This window comes from Streptomyces changchenzhani (genome assembly GCF_039766235.1).
GTDB lineage: Bacteria > Actinomycetota > Actinomycetes > Streptomycetales > Streptomycetaceae > Streptomyces.
Genome location: NZ_JBDHNH010000004.1, coordinates 533,576 through 553,089, shown reverse-complemented (window position 1 = coordinate 553,089; position 19,514 = coordinate 533,576). Strand labels below are relative to the sequence as shown.

Sequence of the window (19,514 nt, the reverse complement as noted above, 5' to 3'; positions counted from 1 at the left end):
ACACTGACCCACCCGAAGCCAGCTACACGAGCCCTCGGAGGGAACCCAGCAGGGACCGCCCTGTAGGCCGCCATGGGGCCCAGGCACCGGGCACCGGGCACCGATCCGAGGACTACGCCACCGGCGGCTCGGCGCGGCGGCGCTGCCCGGCACCGCCGAGCAGAACGGCCAGCAGCCGCCCGGTGGTCGCCTTCGCGTCCGCTCCCCGCCCAGGTATGCGCGTCATCAGCAGATGGTGGGTCGTGCCGACGACCGCGAGCGCGATGGTGGCAGCGTCGGCGCCGGCGGGCAGCCGGCCACCGCGCTGCTCCGCCTGAAGGTAGGCGGTGAACGCGTGCTGGATCGCATCGAACGCGGGCGCCCCGGACTGAAAACCCTCACGAGTGTGCAGCGCGGCTGCCGGACGAGTCATCGCCAGCCCCACCACAGCCGGAGGCAGCGCCTCCAGCAGTGCGAGCACAACGTCCTGCAGATTGTCCGCCACCGTGCCCTCGCCCACCCTGGCTTCCAGCGCCTGGGCCTGGCGGGCGCTGCGCGCGAACCGGTCCATGAGCAGCTCGGCGACGAACTCGTCCAGGCCAGCGAAGTGCGTGTGCAGGACGCCCTTGGCGCAGTCCGCCTCCACGGTGATCGCGCGGCTGGTCAGAGCCGCCGCGCCGTCGCGGGCCACCACCCGCTCCGCGGCCGCGAACAGCCGCTCCCGCAAGTGCGGAATCGCCACTCCACGAGGTGACACAACCGCCCCTTCCCTCAACCCCATTGCAAGTATGGGCATCCGCCCATACTGTTTGGGCACATGCCCATACTAGTGCCGGGGCGGTGTTACGCCCCCGGCCGGAGGGAGTTCACCCATGGATCGACTCGTCAACACCGCGCAGGCCGAGGCGTGGAACGGCTACGAGGGCGAGCAGTGGGCCCGCAGCCAGGACCGCTGGGACGCCGTCAACGACGGCTTCAACCAGCCCCTCCTGGACGCCGCGGGCATCGCGGACACCGATTACGTGCTGGACGTCGGCTGCGGGGCCGGCCGCACCACACGCCTCGCAGCCCGGCGCGCCAACCGGGGGAACGCGCTCGGCCTGGACCTGTCCGGGCCCATGCTGGAGAAGGCCCGCGACAGCGCCCTGCGCGAAGGGGTGGAGAACATCTCCTTCGTCCAGGGCGACGCCCAGGTTCACGCCTTCGATGCTGAGGGCTTCGATGCGGTCATCAGCCGGTACGGCGTGACCTTCTTCGCCGACCCCGTCGCCGCGTTCGCCAACCTCCATCGCGCGCTGCGGTCCGGCGGCCAGCTGGCGTTCATCTGCGCGGCCGAAGCAGAGGCCAACGAGTGGCTTGAGGCGCTGGCCTCACTGGAGGGCATCCTGCCGCTCGGCGGTTTCGGTCGGCCCGGCGGCCCCGGCATGTTCTCGCTCACCGATCCCGACCGCATCCGCACCCTGGTCACCGCGGGCGGGTTCGCCGAAGTCGACGTACAGCGCATCGCAGTGCCGGGGAAGTGGGGTGCCGACGCGGCAGATGCCGCGGCATTCCTGCTGGGCTCCGGCCCCGGACGTCACCTGCTCAGCCAGGTCGGCCCGCAGCAGCAGACCCAGGCGCGCCAGGCGCTGACGGCCACCCTGCGCCGTCACGAGGCGGACGGGGCGGTGTGGCTGCGCAGCAGCTCCTGGCTGGTCACCGCCGTACGCGGAGGAGCCGCACAGCACTGACAGCCGCCCCGGCCGGGCCGTTGTCAGCCACTCAGGAGCGGACCATGCGGTCCTCCAGCCGGACGGTGACCGGGTTCGACCACAGCGCGGCGACCTTGCTCAGGGATGGGCTGAAGCCGACCTCCCGGAAGGCCGCCTGCAGCTGGGTCGGGCGCCAGATGTCGCGCTTGGCCGCGGCCCAGCGCAGGTTCCACTTCCACGGATCACGCCTCCGTGCTCAGCCGGCGAACCGCTCGCCGGGAAGAGTCCGCCCGCTCCGGGTCGCCCTTCGCGGTCGCGAGGTAGCCGATCGTGGTGGATGCCCAGACATACGTGGTGGTGGCATGGGCCCGTCGGCGTGGGCCGTGTCTGGCCGGGCGCGTGTGCGCCGGCCGCCAGGGGGAGGTGGCAGCCAGCGCAGGGGCCGCCAGCTGTGATCCGGAGCTCTCAGCGCTGCGGGCGCGGTGTCCCGCCACTCGCGTGCTGCCGCTGATTCGCTCGATCTAGCGATAGCACCACACCTGTTGCGCGCGCTATCGTCGTCCGCATCGCCGCTGAGCTGCAGCGATCCCGGCGGGAACGTGTTGCGCCACACTCCTGCCCCAGAGAAGCGACCATATCGCTGTGGTTGGCCGTGTCCTGGCGTCGTACGGTGACGATGTCGCCCTCCAGTATGGCCGTGTCAATCATGCTCTGACCCACTACTTGAAACCGACGGGTTCGCCGAATCTCGGAGGGCTCCGCCTGGGAACCCGGAGGTGATTCTTCCCTATCGCGTTGAATCTGGCTTGGGTTCGCTCGCTGGACAGAGCCGGGGCTGACGGATACCGGGCTGGTCGGGGACCCGCCCCCCGGAGAGGAACGAAGAAGCACTCAACCAGCCAGAAACGTCCCGAAGGCACCGCTCGGCCAAGAGCGTGGCGATCCGCCCCCCGGCCCGGACACCCGAGGGTCCTCCCCCGTTCCTTGAAAGTGACTCCGCGGCAGTCCACTGTGTCGCCCGGCGATAACGCCCCGAGCACCTGGTGTTGTTGCTCGGTTCCAGGTGTGCCTGGCACCGGTCCCACCGGTGGATCGAAACGTACGCCGCCGGGTCGGGGCAGGGTCAGGGTCATGGCTGCCCGGCCGCCAGTGCGGCCTGCAGCCGGGGCACCGACTTCGCTGCCGTGCCAGTGTCCTTGCGGTCGGCCGCACCGCGCAGTTCACGCAACGTGCTGTCGATCTGCGTTGCTTTGCCGGCATCCGTGCTCTGCCGGACTCGTTCCCAGGTGAGTTCGAGGCTGGTGACGTCCCCGGCAACCGCACCCGCGTCCCCGGCGGCTGCGTCCACCTTCAACTGCTTTGCCCACAGATCCATCCGGTCCGCCTCGACCGTGGCGAGCGGTTCGTAGCGCAGATGCAGATCGAGATCGTTCTGCGCGACCCTCAGCACCGCTCCGCGTGCGAGTTCCGCATCGCGCGCCTTGACGGCCGCGGCGAGCGAGTCGAGATCGCGGTTCATCTGCTGGGTGAGCTGCTGCGGCACACGATCCGCCGTCCGGTACGCATCCCAGGCGGCACGCACCTTCCGAACCGCCGCTGGGTCCGTCGTCCCGTCGTGTGCCGTACGCACGGCGGCCGACAGGTCCGCCAGCCTGCCCGGCACCGGGCCGGGCTTCGCGTCGGTGGGGACGGCCAGCGAGACGGCCTCCAGGTCGGCGCCCGCCTTGCCGGTGGAGAATTCCCCGTACCCCGGGGCGAAGACCTTGTCCTCGCGGGTGCCGTCCATGTGGAGCTCGGTCACCGTGATCGCGCCCTTGACGGGCCCGTACGGACCGGGGACGGTCTGCCCGACCGCCTTGACCGTGACCTCCTCGAAGACGGTCTCCGGCACATTCTCCGGCCGATACACGTCTCCGGTCTTCGGGTGCGCCGGCATGATCATCGCGGCGGGTCCGGTCTTTCCCGCCAGCCAGGTGCCGTCGGTGTCGGCGACGACACCATCCTGGTAGTTGAAGACGTCCTCGCCGAGGTACCAGACGGAACCGTCGTCGGCCTGCGCGAACCAGTCGAGCGCGACCTCCTCGATCCGCCCGTCGGACAGCGCCATGTACTGGAGCGTGCGGACCTTGACCTGCTCGCCCTTGATGGTGATGGACTTGGCGCCGGGCAGCAGCGTGAACTCGGTGCGGAACGGCTTGCCGCCGACCTGACCGCCGTAGATCACCTGCTGGATCTGTGAGCTGGGGTGGAGTGGGTTGGTGATGGACGTCGGCCGGGAAAAAGTCGGCTTGCCCACGTCGACCCGGTCCTTCTCCGGCGCGAGCGGCATGCACTTGCTCGTCTTCTTGCCGGTGGCGCCGTCCACGATCCGTACGCAGTCCGTACGCTCTTCCTTGCCTCCCGCGCTGCCGCTGCACCCGCCGGTCGCGAGCGTCGCGGCCAGCACCACCCCCACCGCTGCCACGAGCTTCCTGCTGTCCATGACGCGCCTCCTTCTCAGTTACGGAAACCGTGGCAGCTGGGCGCTGAAAGGACCCTGAACAAAACTGAACGGGCCTTCAGGAACGGCCTTCAGCGACAGGGGAGCGACACCTCGAAGCGGGCCCCGCCCAGGGGGCTTTCGGACACTGTGGCCGTGCCGCCGTGCGCCGCCACCAGCTCCGCGACGATCGCGAGCCCCAGCCCGCTGCCGCCGGCCCTCTCCCCGGACCGGGCCCGCGCGTCGTCAAGGCGAACGAACCGTTCGAAGACCCGTTCCCGGTCGGCGGCCAGCACCCCGGGGCCGTCGTCCTCGACCCCGAGCACGATCCGGCCGTCCTGTGTCTCGGTGAGGTCGAAGGCCACCTGGGAGCGGGCGTGCCTGGCCGCGTTGTCGCCGAGGTTGCGCAGCACCCGCCGCAGGCCCTGCGCGTCCGCGTTCAGCCGCGCCGCGGACACTTCGGCCGTGCCGATCCGCAGCGCTGCCGCAGTCGATCGCAGCCGCCGCGCCTCGTCGAGGACCAGATCGTCGACGTCGACCGGCTGGAGGCGCGGCCGCAGTGCGTTCTCGTCGGCCCGTGCCAGCAGCAGCAGGTCGTCGACCAGGCGCTGGATCCGCAGATCCTCCGCCAGTACGGTGGCGGCCAGCTCCTGCGGTGTCGTCCGGCCGGGATGGGCGAGCGCGACCTCGGCGTGCTGGCGGATCGACGCCACGGGGGAGCGCAGTTCGTGCGAGGCGTCGGAGATGAAGCGCCGCTGGGCGGTCTGGGACCGTTCCAGGCGGTCCAGCATGTGGTTCATGGTCGCCGCGAGCCGCGCGATCTGGTCGCGGCCGCGCGGCAGCGGCACCCGGCGGTGCAGCTCGGCGGAGGAGATCGCCTCGACCTCGGCGCGCATCGCCGAAACCGGCGCGAGCGCCCGCCCGACCGCCATCCAGGTGGCCGCCGCGGCCAGCAGGAGGAGCAGCGGCAGTCCCGCCAGCAACAGCCGGATGACAATCTGCGTCGATTCGGCGACCGCGATGAGCGCCCGCCCGACCAGCACCGTCTTCTGTCCGTCGGGCCCGTCGGCGGCCACGGCCACCACCAGGAACTCGTCCTCGTCCAGCGGGGTGGTGATCCTGGACTCGCCGTCCGTGTCCGGGCGAGCCAGTGCCGGCAGTTCCTCGACGTTCCCGCTGCCGGCCACCACGGCGCCTTTTGCGTCCAGGACCTGGATGAACTGCTCGTCACGCTCGGCCACCGCCAGCGACGGCACTCCGCGCCCGGACTCGATGACGGCGGCCACCTGCTCCGCGCGGGCGCGTGACGCCTGCCGTACGTCGTCGGTCAGCTCGGCCCGCAGCAGCGCAACCAGGGCCACCGCTCCCACGAGCAGTCCCGCCGCGACGACGAGGACGGCCGCCACGGTCGACCGGACTCTAATCCCCATCGCTAACCTCCATCGGAGGCCAGCCGGTAGCCGCAGCCGCGCACGGTCTCGATCGAGGCCCGCCCGAAGGGCCGGTCGAGCTTGTTGCGCAGATGGCGGACGTAAACCTCGACGATGTTCGGGTCGCCCTCGAAGTCGTTGTCCCAGACATGCGCGAGGATCTCCCGCTTGGACACGGTCTCGCCGCGTCTGCGCAGCAGGAACTCCAGCAACGCCAGCTCGCGGGCGGTCAACTCGACCGCGACGCCGCTGCGCGAGACCTCCTTGGCCGCCGGGTCCAGCCGCAGATCACCGGCGGTGAGTGCGACAGGCCGCTCGCGGGGGTCGCGGCGCAGCAGCGCCCGCAGCCGGGCCAGCAGGACGGCGTACGAGAAGGGCTTGGTCAGGTAGTCGTCGGCGCCGGTGTCCAGCCCCTCCACCTCGTCCCATTCGCCCTCTTTGGCGGTGAGCATCAGGATCGGCGTCCAGTTGCCCTCGGCGCGCAGGGCCGCACAGACGCGGTAGCCGTTCAGGCCCGGCAGCATGATGTCGAGGACAATCGCGTCGTACGGGTTCTCGCGGGCCCGCCACAGGCCGTCCGTACCGTCGAGCGCGACATCGACGGCGAAGCCCTCCGCCTCCAGGCCGTTTCGCAGCCCTTCGGCGAAACGGCCCTCGTCCTCGACAACCAGAATCCGCATGCCCCGATTGTGGTCCTCAGTACCTGAATCGGAGCTGAACCCACACCGGCGAGGGTCATGGAACCCGACGGGACGCTCTTCTGCGCTGGCACGACCGTCCCCCGCCGCAGTGGATCGGCGGGTCGAGCAGTACGGCTGGAGCTGGCCGGGTGGGGCAAGCCTCTCCGGGGGCCGGCGGTCGTCACGTCAGGGTCGGGACCGTGCCTCCCCGCTGGAACGTGGCGCTGATCGAGCGCACGCCGCCGTTGTGGCGGGAGGTGCCGGCCATGTACTCCCAGACGTAGACGCATGGCTCTTCGCGGCGCCGCTGCCGGCGGTGGCGAGGTCGGCGTCACGGCGGGGGTTGCCGATCGCCTCAAGAACACAGATGCCACAAGTTGCTTTTCGGCCGGGGATCAGGGCCGCCTGTAGGGGTGGCACAGCAAGTCTTTGAAATTTCCGTCGTCGAGGCAGACGCGCACGAGCCCGGCTCCGCCGGGGACGTCGGCCGGAACGGTGAAGCTGAAGTTCTTGGACGTGCCGCATGCTGTGTCAGCGGACTCAGAGCCCTTCGAGCCCAGCTTTGCAGTGTCAGAGGCGTTGTACGTGTACGCCCAGGTGAGCCGGCAGTATGCCGAGCCGGCCGCGCTCACCGACTTGTGCGTCCCCTTCACGACGACCGACCGGTTCTGCCAGGTCAACGTGCCCTTCGTCCAGGTGTTCCCGACAGTGACGTTGAACTCGGTGACGGGGAAGGCGGCGGCGTCAGCTGCGGCAGGAGCTGCCAGCAATGTGCCCGCGGTCAGCACGACGGTACCGAGGGCAGCGGCGAAGTGAGTGCGCATGCGATCTCCACGATGTGAGCCGGTTGCGGCTTCACATCCTGTGGGATCCGGGCAGTTGCAGGCCAAGCTCTTACTGGCTGTTGCTCATTCGGCCGTGATGCTTGACGGTCGAACGGGAGTGCCAGCCGGATCCACCTTCGCGTGATCATTTAGCGGTCCGCGCATGAAAGCAGGGCCTCCTGCACAGCTCGGGGATGTCGAAGTCCAACGAGCAGGAGGAGACCCTGGTGCTCCAGTCTGTCGCGCCCGCCGCCGCGACGTCCAACTCCGGCGTGTCGCGGTGCGATTGCCTGGCTCACCGATTCGGGAACGCCGGCGACCACCCTGACCGGGCAGCGCGCTATCCATCCGATACGACCGACACCGAATGGGCGATCGTGCGCGCGGCCATGCCGGTCCCGGCCTGGCTGGAGAGCCGGCGCGGACGCCCGGAGTCCTACTGCCACCGCCAGATGCTCGACGCCGTCTTCTACCTCCTGGACGGCGGCATCAAGTGGCGTGCGATGCCTCTCGACTTCCCGCCCTGGGACCGCGTCTACGCCTTCTTCCGCCGCTGGCGGGACCGCGGATGGACCATCGAACTGCACGACCGGCTGCGCGCGCAGGTACGCGAGGACGCCGGCCGCGACCCCGAGCCGACCGCCGCCATCATCGATTCGCAGACCATCCGCTCCACCCCCACCATCCCGGTGGCCACCTCCGGCTACGACGGCAACAAGAAGACGGTCGGCCGCAAACGCCACCTGCTGACCGACACCATCGGCATGCTGCTGGCCGTCACCGTCACCCGCGCCGATGTCGGGGACCGCGACGCCGGCCAGCACCTGATCGAACGTGCCGGCGCACGCCACCACCGCATCCGGCTCATCTGGGCCGACGGCGGATACACCGGCTTCCTCGTGTCGTGGTGCGTGGCCGTACTCGGCCTGACACTTCAGATCGTCAAGCGCAGTGACGACGCGGAAGGCTTCCAGATCCTGCCGCGCCGCTGGGTAGTGGAACGCACCAACGCGTGGCTGTGCCGCACCCGCCGCCTGGGCCGCGACTACGAGCGGCGCCCCGACTCGTCCGAGGCGATGATCTACTGGTCGATGGTCATGCTGATGCGGCGCCGGCTGGCCCGTCGGCCAGGGTGAACTTCCCCGCCGAGGTCTGGGTCAGCCAGCCGCGCTCAGCCAGGCGGCGGGCCCGGGAGCGCACCACTCCCTCGATCTTCGACGGCGTCAGCTCGACGCCCATCGCCGTGGCGATCTGCCTACAGGCCATCGGCTCCTCGCTGCGGCGCCGGGCGTCGGCCAGAACGGCAAGGATGCGCTGGTAGTCCACCGCGAGCGCTCCAGGATCGGCACCAGGACTCCACGGCGGCAGGATCGATCCGGGGCGCGCGGCAACGACGGCTGCAGAGCCCGACTCGCGGCCCGCCACCGGAGCTTCCAGCTCTCCCGCCGCCTGCCCGCCAGCGTCGTCCTGATGCTGCCCGGCCAGGACCCGGCCGACCCGCTGCTGGGCGATGACCAGCTCCTGCCAGTCGGTCTCGGACTCGTGCAACTCAGCCAGCAGCCGGTCCGTCTGCTCACGCAGCACCTCCACCCGCTGCCGGGCGGCGCGTTCTTCGGCTTCCAACAGTCCCATCACCGACGGCATCGGCAGCATCCTCCCTCTCGGCAGCAACATGCTGGAAAAGTTCTGCCGCACCACCCGGGCGCCTATGCCTGACCTGCGGAAACCAGCCGGTCACACTCGAAAGAACAACAGCCAGTTAAGCCAGAACTTAAAGGGGCTGCGGGCCCGCCCGCCCTCGCCAACCGCACAGGAGGCCCTACGCTCGTTGTCCTGCGGGATGACTGTGAACCTCATCGGTCAACCGGAGAACCCGGGCCCACTTGGAGCCGGGCCTCAGGGATGTCGTGGCTGATCCTCCAGGACACTCTCAGGTACCGCCCAGCAGTTCCCGGCCCAGGGCGGTCGTGATGTGCAGCACGGATCCACCGCGGCGGCTGGTGGTGATGAGACCCGCACCGCGCAGCGTCTTCGCGTGCTGACTGGCCGCTGCCGGGGTGACGCCAAGCCGCCTGGCAAGCTCGGTGGTGCCGCAGCCATCCGCGGCAAGGCGCAGCGCAGCGGCTCGGGTGCGCCCCAGCAGGGCGCCCAAGGCGTCGTCGTCGGCCGGGCTCTGGCCGCACAACGCGATACCGGAGGCCAGGTCAGTCACCACCGGTACGGTGAGCCGCGGCACCGACTCGTCGTCATACGGGTCGTACAGCAAGCTGAGCTCGCGCCAGGAGAACACGGTCGGCATGAGGATCAGCCCTCGTCCGCCCAGGTGGATTTCGACCGGGCGGGGATGCCGAACCTCCAGCACGGGCGAGCACCAGCGCACCATCGGCGGACACACCGAGGCCAGCAGGCCCTCGACGCCTTCCTCCAGCAACGTACGGGAGTAATGCGCGCGTACCGCGTCCAGGCGCGGCCGGGAGGCGGACCAGTACGTGCCGACGGTCACGCGGTGACAGGCCGCGAGAGCACTCGCCAGCTGTCGTCGGGCCTCCATTCCTCCCTCGGCGACGCTTCGCGCCCAAGATGAATGGGCGGAGTCAAAGGCGACTGCCTCCAGTTCGCGGCGTATGCGCGTGCGCGGTGCCCGCAGCAGCGTCTCGACAGCGTGGTCGATATCGGGCGAGTCTCCGGCCAGCGCCAGCAGGTCGAGCCCGGGGCCACGGGCCGGCAGCAGCGCGGTGAGCGGCCTGGTGTCCTCCGTCAATCGCCCGGCCACTGCCGCGCGCCATCTGTGGAAGGGCAGCGCGCACGAGCGCCTGCCCAGCATCTCCAGGCTGTAATACGTCTCCGCTGCGGCCCCCACCGTCGTGGCCACTCGGGTGCGGGCGAGATCATCCGCGGTGAAGTGAATACGCAGCACCACTGCCCCCGTCACGATGCGGCAACACCATCAGTGCCACGCGCGGCAGCCGCTTCCGCAACGCGGAGCAAATCTTCCGGTGTTCTCGGCGGCTCTTCAATGGCATTTCCGGACATGCCGCGCATCGGTGATCCGGTCGGCCGCAGCCCGCACTCTACGGCCCAGATGTTCCCGCGTAAGCGCCGGCTACCGCGCCGAGGCGTGGCAGGCCGACGCGACACCGCTCACGGATGTGTTCACCGGGCAGCTGGCGACGTTCGCTCCGGAGGACAACGGGCGTACGTACACGATCAGTACCAGCGGGGTGCGGTGGCGCCGCCGCGACTATGCCGCGGTCCGGCGGCGCACCGTGTCGATCGAGGACGACGGGGTCACCGTCGTCCTCGATTAGCTCTTCGGCCGGCCCTGACTCCCGCTCACAGCATCACGTGTTTGACCTGGGTGTAGTCGAGCAGCCCGGCCATGGACAGGTCAGTGCCGTACCCGGAGTGCTTGACTCCGCCGTGTGGCATCTCGGAGACAGTCGTGCCATGCGTGTTGACCCAGACGATCCCGGCGTGCAATGCACGGGTCGCGCGCATGGCGCGGTCGTGATCGGCGGTCCACACGCCGGCCGCGAGTCCGAAGCGCACGTCGTTCGCCAGCCGGAGCGCTTCGTCCTCGTCGGCGAACCGTTGCACGGTGACGACCGGTCCGAAGGTCTCCTCCTGCACGATCTCGTCGCACTGGCGGACGCCGACGACCACGGTGGCCTGGTGGAAGTAGCCGGCGCGCTGGATCCTGCACCCGCCGGTGACGATCTCGGCGTGCCCCGGGAGTCTGCTCAACAGGCCTTCCACCAAGGCGAGTTGAGCGGAACTGTTGAGGGGGTCGAAGTCGGTGCCCGCCCGCTGTTTCTCCGCGTGGGCAGCGAAGCACTCCACGAACGCGTCGTGCACCTCGGCGTGGACCAGGATCCGGGTCGGGGCGGTGCAGTCCTGGCCCGCGTTGCAGTACGCGACCGCAGCGAGCTCCGCGGCCACGGACTCGATGTCCACGTCGTCGTGGATGATGACCGGGGCGTTGCCGCCGAGTTCCAGATGGACGCGCTTGAGGTCGGCCGCAGCGGCGGCCGCGATCTCTCTCCCGGCTCGGACGCTGCCGGTGACCGCGATGAGCCGCACCGCCGGGTGGGCGCTGAGCGCCCGGCCGGTGTCGCGGTCGCCGCAGAGGATGTTCAGTACACCCGGCGGCAGGTGTTCGGCGGCGATCCGGGCCAGCAGGTCGGATGAGGAGGGTGTGGTGTCGGCCGGTTTGAGTACGGTTGTGTTGCCGGCCGCCAGAGCCGGGGCGATCTTCCACGCCGCCATCATCAAGGGGTAGTTCCAGGGAGTGATCTGGGCGCAGACGCCGACCGGTTCGCGGCGGAGCAGCGAGGTGCGCCCCTCGGTGTACTCGGTCGCGGCAGTGCCCGGCAGATTGCGCGATGCTCCCGCGAAGTAGCGGAAGGTGTCGGTGATCGCGGGCAGTTCGTCACAGCGGAATAGATCGGCCGGCTTGCCGGTGTCACCCACTTCGGCCGCCACCAGGTCGTCGGCGTGTTCCTCCAGCACGCCGGTGTCTCGACAGCGCTGCTCCACTACCACTTCGAAAACCGCGAGAAACTGTTCGCGGAAGCCATGACACACTCCTTCGCCCAGACAGGCACCGAACTCGAACGCGACGGCACAGCCTCCTCCCCACCGACCCCGAACTCCGCCAGGACTGGAGACTCTGGCAGGAACTATGGGTACGGGCCCTGCGCGACGCCACCGCGCAACACCTCGCCGTCGATCTCTACGACCAGCTCCACACATGGGTCAGCCAGGCACTGAAACGCGGCATCGACTCCGGCGAATTCGCCCACTGCGACATCGACGCCACAAGCGCACTCCTGCTCGCCCTCTGCGACGGTTTCGGCATCCGCCTGATGCTGGGCGACCCGAAGATCGACCTCGACAGTGCACAGGCCGCCCTCTGGGGGGCCGTAGCCCCGACCCTCGAAGTGCCACCGGACTTCCCCGCACTCTGACACCGAACCAGCCGACCCGCGAACCCGCCACCGAAGTCACGGAAGCGACCTCCCACGAAACAGCAGCCCTCCCCGACCACTTGACTGTAGACCCCCACCCGCTCAAGTCACCCTCACCACACCAACTACGTACCCCGGAGTCACACCTGGTGGAGTCGGGCGCCTTGGGATCGCCCGGTGGTCTGGTCGGCAGCACTCTGAGCCCCTCAGCGGTGGGCGCCGCGGCCGCGGCGCGCCTGTGGCGCCGCTCTCGCCCCACCCGCCTGGACATGAACGCGTTCATCCCGGCATGGTCGCGGTGGCGCACCGGGCGCTCGTTCCCACGACGGCGAAGTACCGTGTGCGCATGGCTTCAACAGGCCGAAGACGGGGGTCTCAACGATGACGAACGGGGTTCGGGCGCAGCAGCGGGAGCAGACGCGTCTTACCTTGCTGCGGGAGAGCCGACGCCTCTTCTCGACCCTGGGTTACGCCTCTGTGGGTCTGTCGGAGATCGTCCGGGCCGCCGGGGTGACCAAGGGCGCTCTGTACCACCACTTCGACAGCAAGGCCGAGCTGTTCCGGGCCGTGCTGGAACAGGCGCAGCAAGAGGTCGCCGCGTACATCGCGGCGACGGCGGACGCCCAGGAAGAGGCTTGGGACCAGCTCACCTTTGGCTGCCAGGCGTTCCTCAGCGCCTCCACCGACCCCGCGCTCCAGCGCATCATGCTCGTCGACGGGCCGGCGGTGCTCGGCTGGCGGGAGTGGAGAGCGATGAACGAGGCCACATCCGGCCGCCACCTGGCCCAGGCGCTCACCGTCCTGATCCACGAGGGCACCATCCCCGCGCAGCCGGTCGCGCCGCTCACGCATCTGTTGTCGGGGGCGATGAACGAGGCGGCGCTGTGGCTGGCGGCGTCGGAGGATTCCGCCGATCTCGCGGTCACTCGGCAGGCGCTGGCACGGATGCTGGATGCGCTGCGGGCGAGGTGACCGCGGGCGCGCCCGTCGGGCGGCCGCGCCTTGGGCATTGCCCGGGCCGGGGGGGGCCGGGCCGCACGAGAGGTCGGGCGGCCCGGCCGCTGCACTGCCGATGCCCGGCCTACCGGGCGCGCCCCGCGCAGGTCAGGCAACCGCCTTGCCCACGGCGTACGTTGTTGAGGGTGGGCGCGCCGACCTGGCCGCACCGCAAGCACCGGCACTTCCACGGGTCGCGCACCCGGCCCGGGAAGGGTTCCAGCGGCTGCATACCGATCGCGCCCATATCCGCCTCGGCGACGGCCGGGTCCACCGGGGCCCGTCCGGCACAGGCCTGGCAGCCACCGCCGGCCCGTATCCTGAACAGCCGCGGATGGACGATGCGCCCGCAGGCCAGGTGGCGGCAGCGCCATCTGCCCCCGGCGCCCGGATAGGGCTCCAGTGGCTCGAAGCCCGCACCGTGCAGGTCCGCCTCGGCCCGCTCACCGGCGGCGGCCCGGCCGCACCGGCGGCACCCGGAGATGATGCCGGAGCGCACCGAGCCAAAGGTGGGCGCAACCATGTGCGCGCTCTTCAGAAGCCGTAGTTCAATCGATCATGTGGCCTGGCGGTCGATCTGATGTTCCTCGCGTCGATCCCGGATAGGTGATCTTCATGGGGCGGGGCATGAAAGCAGGGCCTCTTGGAAGCGAGTGGTTGTCGAGATCACCGTTTCCAGGAGGCCCTGTTGTTCCAGTTCACCGCATCGATGGGGCCGGTGGCCAGTGGTTCGGCGCGGTCGTGTGACTGTCTCGCGCACGTGTACGGAAACGCGGCCGATCAGCCCGGCCGTGAGCGTCGGTACCCGACGGACATGACGGACGCGGAGTGGGCGCGGGTGCGCCCGTTGCTGCCGGTCCCGGCGTGGCTGGGCAAGCAGGCGGGCCGGCCGGAGTCTTATTGCCACCGGCAGATGGTCGACGCGGTGCGCTACGTCGTCGACAACGGTGTCAAGTGGCGGGCGATGCCCGCAGACTTCCCCTGCTGGGAGCGGGTGTACGCGTTCTTCCGCCGGTGGCGGGAGCAGGGGTTGATCGCGGAGTTCCACGACCGGCTGCGCGAGCAGGTGAGGGCGCGGGCGGGCAGGAACGTGGAGCCGAGCGCGGGAATCGTGGACTCACAGTCGGTGAAGGCCGCCGCCAACGTTCCGGCCGCCTCACGGGGTTACGACGGAAACAAGAAGATCAACGGGAGGCGTCGGCACATTGTGACCGACGTCCTGGGTCTGCTGCTGAGCGTCCACGTCGCCCCTGCTGACATCGGTGACCGTGACGCGTTCCAGGCCCTCCTGCCCTTCCTGAGCAAGAGATTTCACCGGCTCCGTCTCATCTGGGCCGACGGCGGCTATACCGGCCCTGTCCTCGCCGGTGCGGCGAAGGCGCTGAACATCGTGCTGGAGGTCGTCAAGCGCAGTGACGACACCAAGGGCTTCAAGATCCTTCCCCGCCGCTGGGTGGTGGAACGGTCTTTCGGCTGGCTGATGCGCTCGCGCCGTCTGGCCCGCGACTTCGAGACCACGACCGTCAGCGCCGAAGCGATGATCCTGTGGTCGATGACCATGGTCATGAGCCGTCGCCTCGCTGGCCGTCCGCGAGCGTGAACCGTCCCGCCCGCACCTCGGTCAGCCATCCACGGGCCACCATCTTCTTCGCCTTCGACCGCACCCCCTCCACCTTCGCCGGCACCAACTCCAGGCCCAGCCCACCGGCGATCTCCCTGCAGATCATCGACCGGTCACCATCCGCCCCGCCGGCCTCCCGGCCGACCAGAACACCGATGATGCGCTGATAGTCCGGCGGGAGCGCGGAGGCCGACAGGTCCGCCCGCCATTGCGGCACCATCGAACCCGACACCGTCACCGACGGGTCGGGCCGCGACTCCCCTCCCACCTCGACCGCCACGGACCCGTGGTCCACGCTCAAGGCGTCATCGAGCTCTTCCAACGCGACGACCTTCCGTTCCCAGAACGTCTCGGCCTCCCGCAGCGCGGCCAGGACCCGCTCGGCCTCCTCGCGCAGCAGTTCCACCCGCTGCCTCGCCGCACGTTCCCGCTCCTCGAACAGCCCTTTCACCGACGGCATCCCCGCACCTCCACGCTCGGACAATCATGACGCCCGAACCCTTCCGCGCTCAGCCCACTTCATACCTGACCAGCGGAAACGCAACCCTCAAGACCCTTTTAGCAACAGCTTCTCAGGCAGCGGCAGTTCCAGGCCGCACTCGACCCGGGATAAGGCTCCAGCGGTTCGAGTCCGGCGGCACGCATGATCGCGGCCGCCACGTCGGGATCGATTCTTCTGGGCACGGCGCGACTTCTCCCTTCGACGAGCGGTCCCAGCAGTCTCCAACTGGTCAGGTCGGCGCGACGACGTCGATCCGGACCCCGTTGGGATCCGTGACGACGAGGTGTCTCTGATCCGGGCGCCCCACCGCCCCAAGGGCGGCGAGCCGCTCCCACTCCTCTGCCCGGTCGTCCACCGCAAGGGTGATCCGCACCACGCGCACCGGCCGCCGGAGCGCCTCGGGCAGTGCGGGATGGGCGTGGTCGAGGAGAGCGAGCTCGTGGTGTCGCCGCCCGGGCCGGCTGAGGCCGGCGTACCACTGGGTCGTGTACGTGGCGGTGAAACCGAACAGTCTGCTGTAGAAGCCGCGGGATTCCGCCAGCTTCGAGGTGCAGATCACCGGACAGAAACTGGTCAGCATGGGGGGCCATCTCCACTCACGTACCAACGGTATGCGAGCCGAACCTAATGACATACCGTCGGCATGTCAACATGGCTCCCTTCCTCCAACGAGTAGGCGCCGCCCAGGACATGCTCATACACCGACCAGTTCAGTTCACACAGTCCAGTGGGCCCCCGCACCCCCGCGGGAACGGCCAGCGCCGCGGCATGCGTGCCGTTCTGCGGACCGCAGGACAGGTTGGCGACGGTCCAGCCTGCCGGCCACCCCGCTCCCCCGGCTCCGAGGTAGTCCCGGTCCAGCCCCCTGCTGAGCCCTGTCCCCAACGCCTTCAGGTAGGCCTCCTTTCGTGTCCACAGCCGGCAGAACCACAGGGGCCGCTCCGCCGGAGGCATCCGGAGCAGCTCGTCCCGCTCCCGTGGATGTAGCCGCGTCAGGCACAGTTCGACGGTCCGGCGGCTGGGCAGCCGCTCCGCGTCAACCCCTAGAGGCGCGCCGGCCACGCCGATGAGCGTGATGCCGGCGCAGTGGGAGAGGGAGAAGTGCAGGCCCCCCGAGCCGTTGAGGAGGACCGGTCGGCCGTGCGGCCCGCCGCAGTGCGCGCACCGGTCACGGCCGAACCGGAGCTCCCGGGGATGGATACCGAGCCGGTCGCCCAGCAACAGCCGCAGCCCGGCATGCGCCGCGAGGTAGGTCGACCGGTCGCGCTGGTGGGTGAAGGAGGCCGCCTTGGTCCTCTCCTCCGCATCGAGCAGAGAGAGCAACAGCCCTTCCCGCCAGGGGGGTGCCTGCCGCACCGCCCATACCCGGGCTTCACCCAACGGGTGTACCGCCGATGCCATGTCCACCTGCCTTCGATCCGGCGGACGTGACGCACGGGCGCATGCCTCGTTGGTACGAAACGACCGTATGCCCGTCCCAGAAAGGTGTTGTGATGACGTCCTCTGCCGTGACCAGCTTCTATCCCGTGCTCTGCACCCAGCAGCTCAGTGAATCCGTGGCGTTCTACACGACGCTGTTCGGATTCGAGACGACCTACACGAACGACTGGTACGTCAGCCTGCGGCGGCCCGAGCCGCCGCACTACGAGCTGGCCCTGGTCCTCGCGGGGCACGAGACGGTGCCGGAGGCCTTCCGTCGGCCGGCTCAGGGCCTGCTCCTCAACTTCGAGGTGGCCGACGTCGACGCCGAGTACGCTCGCCTCGTGACGGGCGCCGGCCTGAAGCCCGAACTCTCCCTGCGCAGCGAAGCGTTCGGCCAGCGGCACTTCATCGTGGCCGCCCCCGACGGCGTACTGATCGACATCATCACCCCCGTCGCCCCCACGGCCGCCTACGCCGCCGCCTACCAGGACCGGCCCGACGCCGAGGTCTGACGGGTGCGGCCCGCGTCGCGAGACGCGGGCCGCACCGACCGCCGGCCTGCCACGGCAGGAGTGGTGAGGCGCGTTATCCCTTCACATCGACGGCGGGCACAACGCTGTCGGCCGAATCTTCGGAGCCGGCGGAGTCCCCGCCTGCTCCCGTGGCCGGAATCTTGATGACCACCGCCACCAGCACGGCAGAGGCAAGCGCGACGAACGCCCCGATGCCTCCAATGACGTTCATGCCTTCGGTGAACGCCTCCCGGGCGGAGTCGAGCAGGGCCGCCGCCACTTCCGAGGACAGGCCGTGCGTCGCCTCGACTGCCCCGGCGAGCGTGTCACCGGCGCCCCCCGGCACCCCCGCGGGAACCTCCACCCCGCTGCGGTACACGGCAGCCCCGAGGCTGCCGAGCACGGCCACGCCCAGCGCCATGCCGAGTTCGGTGCTGGTCTCCGAGACGGCCGCAGCGGACCCGGCCTGCTCGGGCTGGGCCGATCCGACGACGATGTCCGTCCCCAGGGCGATGAGCGGGCCACCGCCGGCGTAGACGAACGCGAAGCCCGTCACCACCTGAGCGATGCCCGACGAGCTGTCGGCCATGCTCAGCATCAGGTGACCGATACCCGACACGGCCAGCCCCGCGGCGACCACGTACGCGGGACGGAACCTGCCGGCCGCCATCGGGGACACCACGGCAGTCACGATCAGCGCGAAGGCCGCCGGCAGCAGGTACAGGCCGGCCTTCATGGGGGACAATCCGCCGACGAGCTGGAGGTACTGCGTCACCATCAGATACGTGCCGCCGGCCACCAGCATGCTGAGCAGCAGCGTCACCAGCGCGGTGCGGAGCGTGGGGTTGGTGAAGAGGCCGAAGTCCAGCAGCGGGCTCTCCAGCGTGCGCTGCCGGCGGACGAACAGCAGGCCGACAACCAGGCCCACGACGAGCGCCAGGACCGGGATCAGGCCGACCCCGTCGTTGGCGAACTCCTTCAGGCCGTAGATCACCGGGAGGATCGCGGCGAGCGACAGCGCCACGCTGGTCAGGTCGAGCCGGCCGGCCTCCTCGTCACGGTACTCCGGCAGCAGGATCGGGCCGGCCACCAGCAGCAGCCCCATGATGGGCACGCCGAGCAGGAAGACCGAACCCCACCAGAAGTACTCCAGCATGGCGCCGCCGACCACCGGGCCGAGCGCGATGCCCACGGAGAACATGGTGACCCAGACGGCGATCGCCACGCCGCGCTGCCGCGCGTCGCGGAACATGTTGATGATCAGGGCGAGGGTCGAGGGCATCAGCGTGGCTCCGGCGATACCCATCGCCGCCCGCGCCGCTATCAGTGTGGCCGGGTCGTCGGCGAAGACGGCGGCCAGGGAGGCGAAGCCGAACGCGGCGGCGCCGATCAGGAGCAGCTTCCGGCGACCGATGCGGTCGCCCAGGGTCCCCATGGTCACCAGGAAGCCGGCGATCAGGAACCCGTAGATGTCGATGATCCACAGCATCTGGGAGGCGGAGGGGTCCAGGCTCTCGCTGATGTGCGGTACGGCCAGGTGCAGCACGCTCACATCGATGGACAGCAGCAGTGTCGGCAGCGCCAGTACAGCCAGGCCCAGCCACTCACGGGGTCCGGCCTGCTCGGTGGTGTCGGCGGTGGTACTCATACGGTTCCTTTCGGGGGTGGTGCTGATTGGTGCCCGACACGGTCATCGGGCGAGGGGTGTGGGAGGAGCGGCTCCGACCGGGGGTCGTCGGCGCCGGGCACCAGACGGGCGGCGACCGCCGCCGCGTTGGCGGGTATGTAGAGGTAGAAGTGGCCGCCGGTGAAGGTCTGCCGGCCGAAGCCGCCCGAGGTCTCCAGCGACCACAGGTGCATCCGGTCGTCGATAACAACCGGGTCGTCCACCGCGCCGAGCGCCAGGATGGGGACACGGGTGCCGGACAGCGGCCGCCGGTAGGTCTCCATCGCCTCCAGGTCGGCTCGGATCGCGCGGAGCGACGGCCGCATCAGGTCGGCGCGGTCCATCAGCCCCGGGGACATCCCGCCGATGTCCGTCAGGTGCTCCAGCAACTCCGTGTCACTGCGGAGGTGGGCGAACGGCGGCTCGCTGGGGAAGCACGGCGGCTGGCGCGCCGACACGGCCAGCAGGGTGGGAGGCAGTCCCTTCTGCTCCATGGCGCGGGTGAGTTCGTATCCGAGCACACTGCCGAAGCTGTGCCCGATGACGACATACGGCAGCGGCTCCAGCTCCGCCAGGCCTCGGCTGAGGGCGTCGACCAGCGGCTCGACGCGGGTCAGCAGCGGCTCGTTGATGCGCGCGCCCCGGCCGGGCAGCTGGGCGACGACGCACTCGACGTCCTCGGGCAGCACCTGCCACCAGGAGCGGAACGCGGACGGCCACCCGCCGGCATGCGGGAGCGCCACGA

At 69.9% G+C, this 19,514-nt stretch carries 21 protein-coding genes and 1 pseudogene; 7 read left to right on the top strand and 15 right to left on the bottom strand.

Annotated elements, in window-relative coordinates:
• Positions 1-112 precede the first annotated feature (112 nt).
• A complete protein-coding gene (locus ABCR94_RS16750; protein ID WP_347120082.1) occupies positions 113-736 on the bottom strand; it encodes a TetR/AcrR family transcriptional regulator in 624 nt (207 codons plus the stop codon).
• A gap of 115 nt (positions 737-851) precedes the next feature.
• On the opposite strand from ABCR94_RS16750, the gene ABCR94_RS16745 reads away from it, so the two are divergent.
• A complete protein-coding gene (locus tag ABCR94_RS16745) occupies positions 852-1,709 on the top strand; it encodes a class I SAM-dependent methyltransferase (protein WP_347120081.1) in 858 nt (285 codons plus the stop codon).
• 49 nt (positions 1,710-1,758) lie between these two features.
• Here ABCR94_RS16745 and ABCR94_RS16740 read toward each other — a convergent pair.
• The 5 genes and pseudogenes from ABCR94_RS16740 to ABCR94_RS16715 all read right to left on the bottom strand — a co-directional run.
• Positions 1,759-1,896 (bottom strand): annotated as a pseudogene (locus tag ABCR94_RS16740) (helix-turn-helix domain-containing protein); the annotation flags it as partial.
• A gap of 903 nt (positions 1,897-2,799) precedes the next feature.
• The gene (locus ABCR94_RS16730) at positions 2,800-4,152 is read right to left on the bottom strand and encodes a hypothetical protein (RefSeq protein ID WP_347120079.1); all 1,353 of its coding nucleotides are present in this window, start codon (positions 4,150-4,152) and stop codon (positions 2,800-2,802) included.
• Between the two features lie 89 nt (positions 4,153-4,241).
• Positions 4,242-5,579: a sensor histidine kinase gene (locus ABCR94_RS16725; protein WP_347120078.1), complete on the bottom strand. Its 1,338-nt coding sequence runs from the start codon at positions 5,577-5,579 to the stop codon at positions 4,242-4,244.
• A 2-nt stretch (positions 5,580-5,581) separates the two neighbouring features.
• The gene (locus tag ABCR94_RS16720; RefSeq protein ID WP_347120077.1) at positions 5,582-6,259 is read right to left on the bottom strand and encodes a response regulator transcription factor; all 678 of its coding nucleotides are present in this window, start codon (positions 6,257-6,259) and stop codon (positions 5,582-5,584) included.
• Between the two features lie 395 nt (positions 6,260-6,654).
• Positions 6,655-7,083: a hypothetical protein gene (locus tag ABCR94_RS16715; protein ID WP_347120076.1), complete on the bottom strand. Its 429-nt coding sequence runs from the start codon at positions 7,081-7,083 to the stop codon at positions 6,655-6,657.
• Between the two features lie 194 nt (positions 7,084-7,277).
• On the opposite strand from ABCR94_RS16715, the gene ABCR94_RS16710 reads away from it, so the two are divergent.
• Positions 7,278-8,219, top strand: coding sequence for an IS5 family transposase (locus ABCR94_RS16710; RefSeq protein ID WP_347119407.1), 942 nt, complete (start codon positions 7,278-7,280; stop codon positions 8,217-8,219).
• Here the strand turns inward: ABCR94_RS16710 and ABCR94_RS16705 are convergent.
• Both ABCR94_RS16705 and ABCR94_RS16700 read right to left on the bottom strand, forming a co-directional pair.
• Complete coding sequence (locus ABCR94_RS16705; RefSeq protein ID WP_347119408.1) at positions 8,179-8,727, bottom strand: hypothetical protein; 549 nt, start codon at positions 8,725-8,727, stop codon at positions 8,179-8,181. The two genes, ABCR94_RS16710 and ABCR94_RS16705, sit on opposite strands and share 41 nt — an antisense overlap.
• A 286-nt stretch (positions 8,728-9,013) precedes the next feature.
• Positions 9,014-10,015, bottom strand: a complete 1,002-nt coding sequence (locus tag ABCR94_RS16700; protein WP_347120075.1) for a transcriptional regulator — start codon at positions 10,013-10,015, stop codon at positions 9,014-9,016.
• 217 nt (positions 10,016-10,232) lie between these two features.
• On the opposite strand from ABCR94_RS16700, the gene ABCR94_RS16695 reads away from it, so the two are divergent.
• Complete coding sequence (locus ABCR94_RS16695) at positions 10,233-10,391, top strand: hypothetical protein (RefSeq protein ID WP_347120074.1); 159 nt, start codon at positions 10,233-10,235, stop codon at positions 10,389-10,391.
• A 25-nt stretch (positions 10,392-10,416) separates the two neighbouring features.
• Here the strand turns inward: ABCR94_RS16695 and ABCR94_RS16690 are convergent, their stop codons facing one another.
• Positions 10,417-11,592 (bottom strand): aldehyde dehydrogenase family protein, encoded by a 1,176-nt coding sequence (locus ABCR94_RS16690; protein WP_347120073.1) that lies wholly within the window; start codon positions 11,590-11,592, stop codon positions 10,417-10,419.
• Between ABCR94_RS16690 and ABCR94_RS16685 the strand changes: the two genes are divergently transcribed.
• The gene (locus tag ABCR94_RS16685; RefSeq protein ID WP_347120162.1) at positions 11,523-12,050 is read left to right on the top strand and encodes a TetR family transcriptional regulator C-terminal domain-containing protein; all 528 of its coding nucleotides are present in this window, start codon (positions 11,523-11,525) and stop codon (positions 12,048-12,050) included. The two genes, ABCR94_RS16690 and ABCR94_RS16685, sit on opposite strands and share 70 nt — an antisense overlap.
• Positions 12,051-12,431: 381 nt before the next feature.
• Complete coding sequence (locus tag ABCR94_RS16680; protein ID WP_347120072.1) at positions 12,432-13,022, top strand: TetR/AcrR family transcriptional regulator; 591 nt, start codon at positions 12,432-12,434, stop codon at positions 13,020-13,022.
• A gap of 109 nt (positions 13,023-13,131) precedes the next feature.
• Here the strand turns inward: ABCR94_RS16680 and ABCR94_RS16675 are convergent, their stop codons facing one another.
• Complete coding sequence (locus ABCR94_RS16675) at positions 13,132-13,569, bottom strand: hypothetical protein (protein WP_347120071.1); 438 nt, start codon at positions 13,567-13,569, stop codon at positions 13,132-13,134.
• Positions 13,570-13,860: 291 nt separating this feature from the next.
• Here ABCR94_RS16675 and ABCR94_RS16670 point away from each other — a divergent pair, with 291 nt between their 5' ends.
• A complete protein-coding gene (locus tag ABCR94_RS16670) occupies positions 13,861-14,646 on the top strand; it encodes an IS5 family transposase (protein ID WP_347117076.1) in 786 nt (261 codons plus the stop codon).
• Here the strand turns inward: ABCR94_RS16670 and ABCR94_RS16665 are convergent.
• The 3 genes from ABCR94_RS16665 to ABCR94_RS16655 form a co-directional block, all read right to left on the bottom strand.
• On the bottom strand, positions 14,609-15,127 hold the full coding sequence (locus ABCR94_RS16665; RefSeq protein ID WP_347117077.1) for a zinc ribbon domain-containing protein: 519 nt from the start codon (positions 15,125-15,127) through the stop codon (positions 14,609-14,611). The two genes, ABCR94_RS16670 and ABCR94_RS16665, sit on opposite strands and share 38 nt — an antisense overlap.
• Before the next feature lie 271 nt (positions 15,128-15,398).
• Positions 15,399-15,749, bottom strand: coding sequence for a VOC family protein (locus tag ABCR94_RS16660; protein ID WP_347120070.1), 351 nt, complete (start codon positions 15,747-15,749; stop codon positions 15,399-15,401).
• A 44-nt stretch (positions 15,750-15,793) separates the two neighbouring features.
• Positions 15,794-16,570, bottom strand: a complete 777-nt coding sequence (locus ABCR94_RS16655; protein ID WP_347120069.1) for a 4'-phosphopantetheinyl transferase family protein — start codon at positions 16,568-16,570, stop codon at positions 15,794-15,796.
• Between the two features lie 92 nt (positions 16,571-16,662).
• On the opposite strand from ABCR94_RS16655, the gene ABCR94_RS16650 reads away from it, so the two are divergent.
• Positions 16,663-17,103: a VOC family protein gene (locus tag ABCR94_RS16650; RefSeq protein ID WP_347120068.1), complete on the top strand. Its 441-nt coding sequence runs from the start codon at positions 16,663-16,665 to the stop codon at positions 17,101-17,103.
• 73 nt (positions 17,104-17,176) lie between these two features.
• On the opposite strand, the gene ABCR94_RS16645 is transcribed toward ABCR94_RS16650, so the two are convergent.
• Both ABCR94_RS16645 and ABCR94_RS16640 read right to left on the bottom strand, forming a co-directional pair.
• Entirely contained in the window at positions 17,177-18,751 is a 1,575-nt protein-coding gene (locus ABCR94_RS16645) for an MFS transporter (protein ID WP_347120067.1), read from the bottom strand.
• Entirely contained in the window at positions 18,748-19,512 is a 765-nt protein-coding gene (locus ABCR94_RS16640) for a thioesterase II family protein (RefSeq protein ID WP_347120066.1), read from the bottom strand. The genes ABCR94_RS16645 and ABCR94_RS16640 overlap by 4 nt, the downstream gene beginning before the upstream one ends.
• Positions 19,513-19,514 lie beyond the last annotated feature (2 nt).

What these genes read in the sequence shown, in the direction of transcription:
- ABCR94_RS16725 (WP_347120078.1), bottom strand. Translation starts at nt 5,579, where the DNA reads ATGGGGATTAGAGTCCGGTCGACCGTGGCGGCCGTCCTCGTCGTCGCG.
- ABCR94_RS16660 (WP_347120070.1), bottom strand. Translation starts at nt 15,749, where the DNA reads ATGCTGACCAGTTTCTGTCCGGTGATCTGCACCTCGAAGCTGGCGGAA.
- ABCR94_RS16730 (WP_347120079.1), bottom strand. Translation starts at nt 4,152, where the DNA reads ATGGACAGCAGGAAGCTCGTGGCAGCGGTGGGGGTGGTGCTGGCCGCG.
- ABCR94_RS16675 (WP_347120071.1), bottom strand. Translation starts at nt 13,569, where the DNA reads ATGGTTGCGCCCACCTTTGGCTCGGTGCGCTCCGGCATCATCTCCGGG.
- ABCR94_RS16665 (WP_347117077.1), bottom strand. Translation starts at nt 15,127, where the DNA reads ATGCCGTCGGTGAAAGGGCTGTTCGAGGAGCGGGAACGTGCGGCGAGG.
- ABCR94_RS16705 (WP_347119408.1), bottom strand. Translation starts at nt 8,727, where the DNA reads ATGCCGTCGGTGATGGGACTGTTGGAAGCCGAAGAACGCGCCGCCCGG.
- ABCR94_RS16645 (WP_347120067.1), bottom strand. Translation starts at nt 18,751, where the DNA reads ATGAGTACCACCGCCGACACCACCGAGCAGGCCGGACCCCGTGAGTGG.
- ABCR94_RS16655 (WP_347120069.1), bottom strand. Translation starts at nt 16,570, where the DNA reads ATGGCATCGGCGGTACACCCGTTGGGTGAAGCCCGGGTATGGGCGGTG.
- ABCR94_RS16650 (WP_347120068.1), top strand. Translation starts at nt 16,663, where the DNA reads ATGACGTCCTCTGCCGTGACCAGCTTCTATCCCGTGCTCTGCACCCAG.
- ABCR94_RS16710 (WP_347119407.1), top strand. Translation starts at nt 7,278, where the DNA reads ATGTCGAAGTCCAACGAGCAGGAGGAGACCCTGGTGCTCCAGTCTGTC.
- ABCR94_RS16670 (WP_347117076.1), top strand. Translation starts at nt 13,861, where the DNA reads ATGACGGACGCGGAGTGGGCGCGGGTGCGCCCGTTGCTGCCGGTCCCG.
- ABCR94_RS16720 (WP_347120077.1), bottom strand. Translation starts at nt 6,259, where the DNA reads ATGCGGATTCTGGTTGTCGAGGACGAGGGCCGTTTCGCCGAAGGGCTG.
- ABCR94_RS16715 (WP_347120076.1), bottom strand. Translation starts at nt 7,083, where the DNA reads ATGCGCACTCACTTCGCCGCTGCCCTCGGTACCGTCGTGCTGACCGCG.
- ABCR94_RS16680 (WP_347120072.1), top strand. Translation starts at nt 12,432, where the DNA reads ATGACGAACGGGGTTCGGGCGCAGCAGCGGGAGCAGACGCGTCTTACC.
- ABCR94_RS16745 (WP_347120081.1), top strand. Translation starts at nt 852, where the DNA reads ATGGATCGACTCGTCAACACCGCGCAGGCCGAGGCGTGGAACGGCTAC.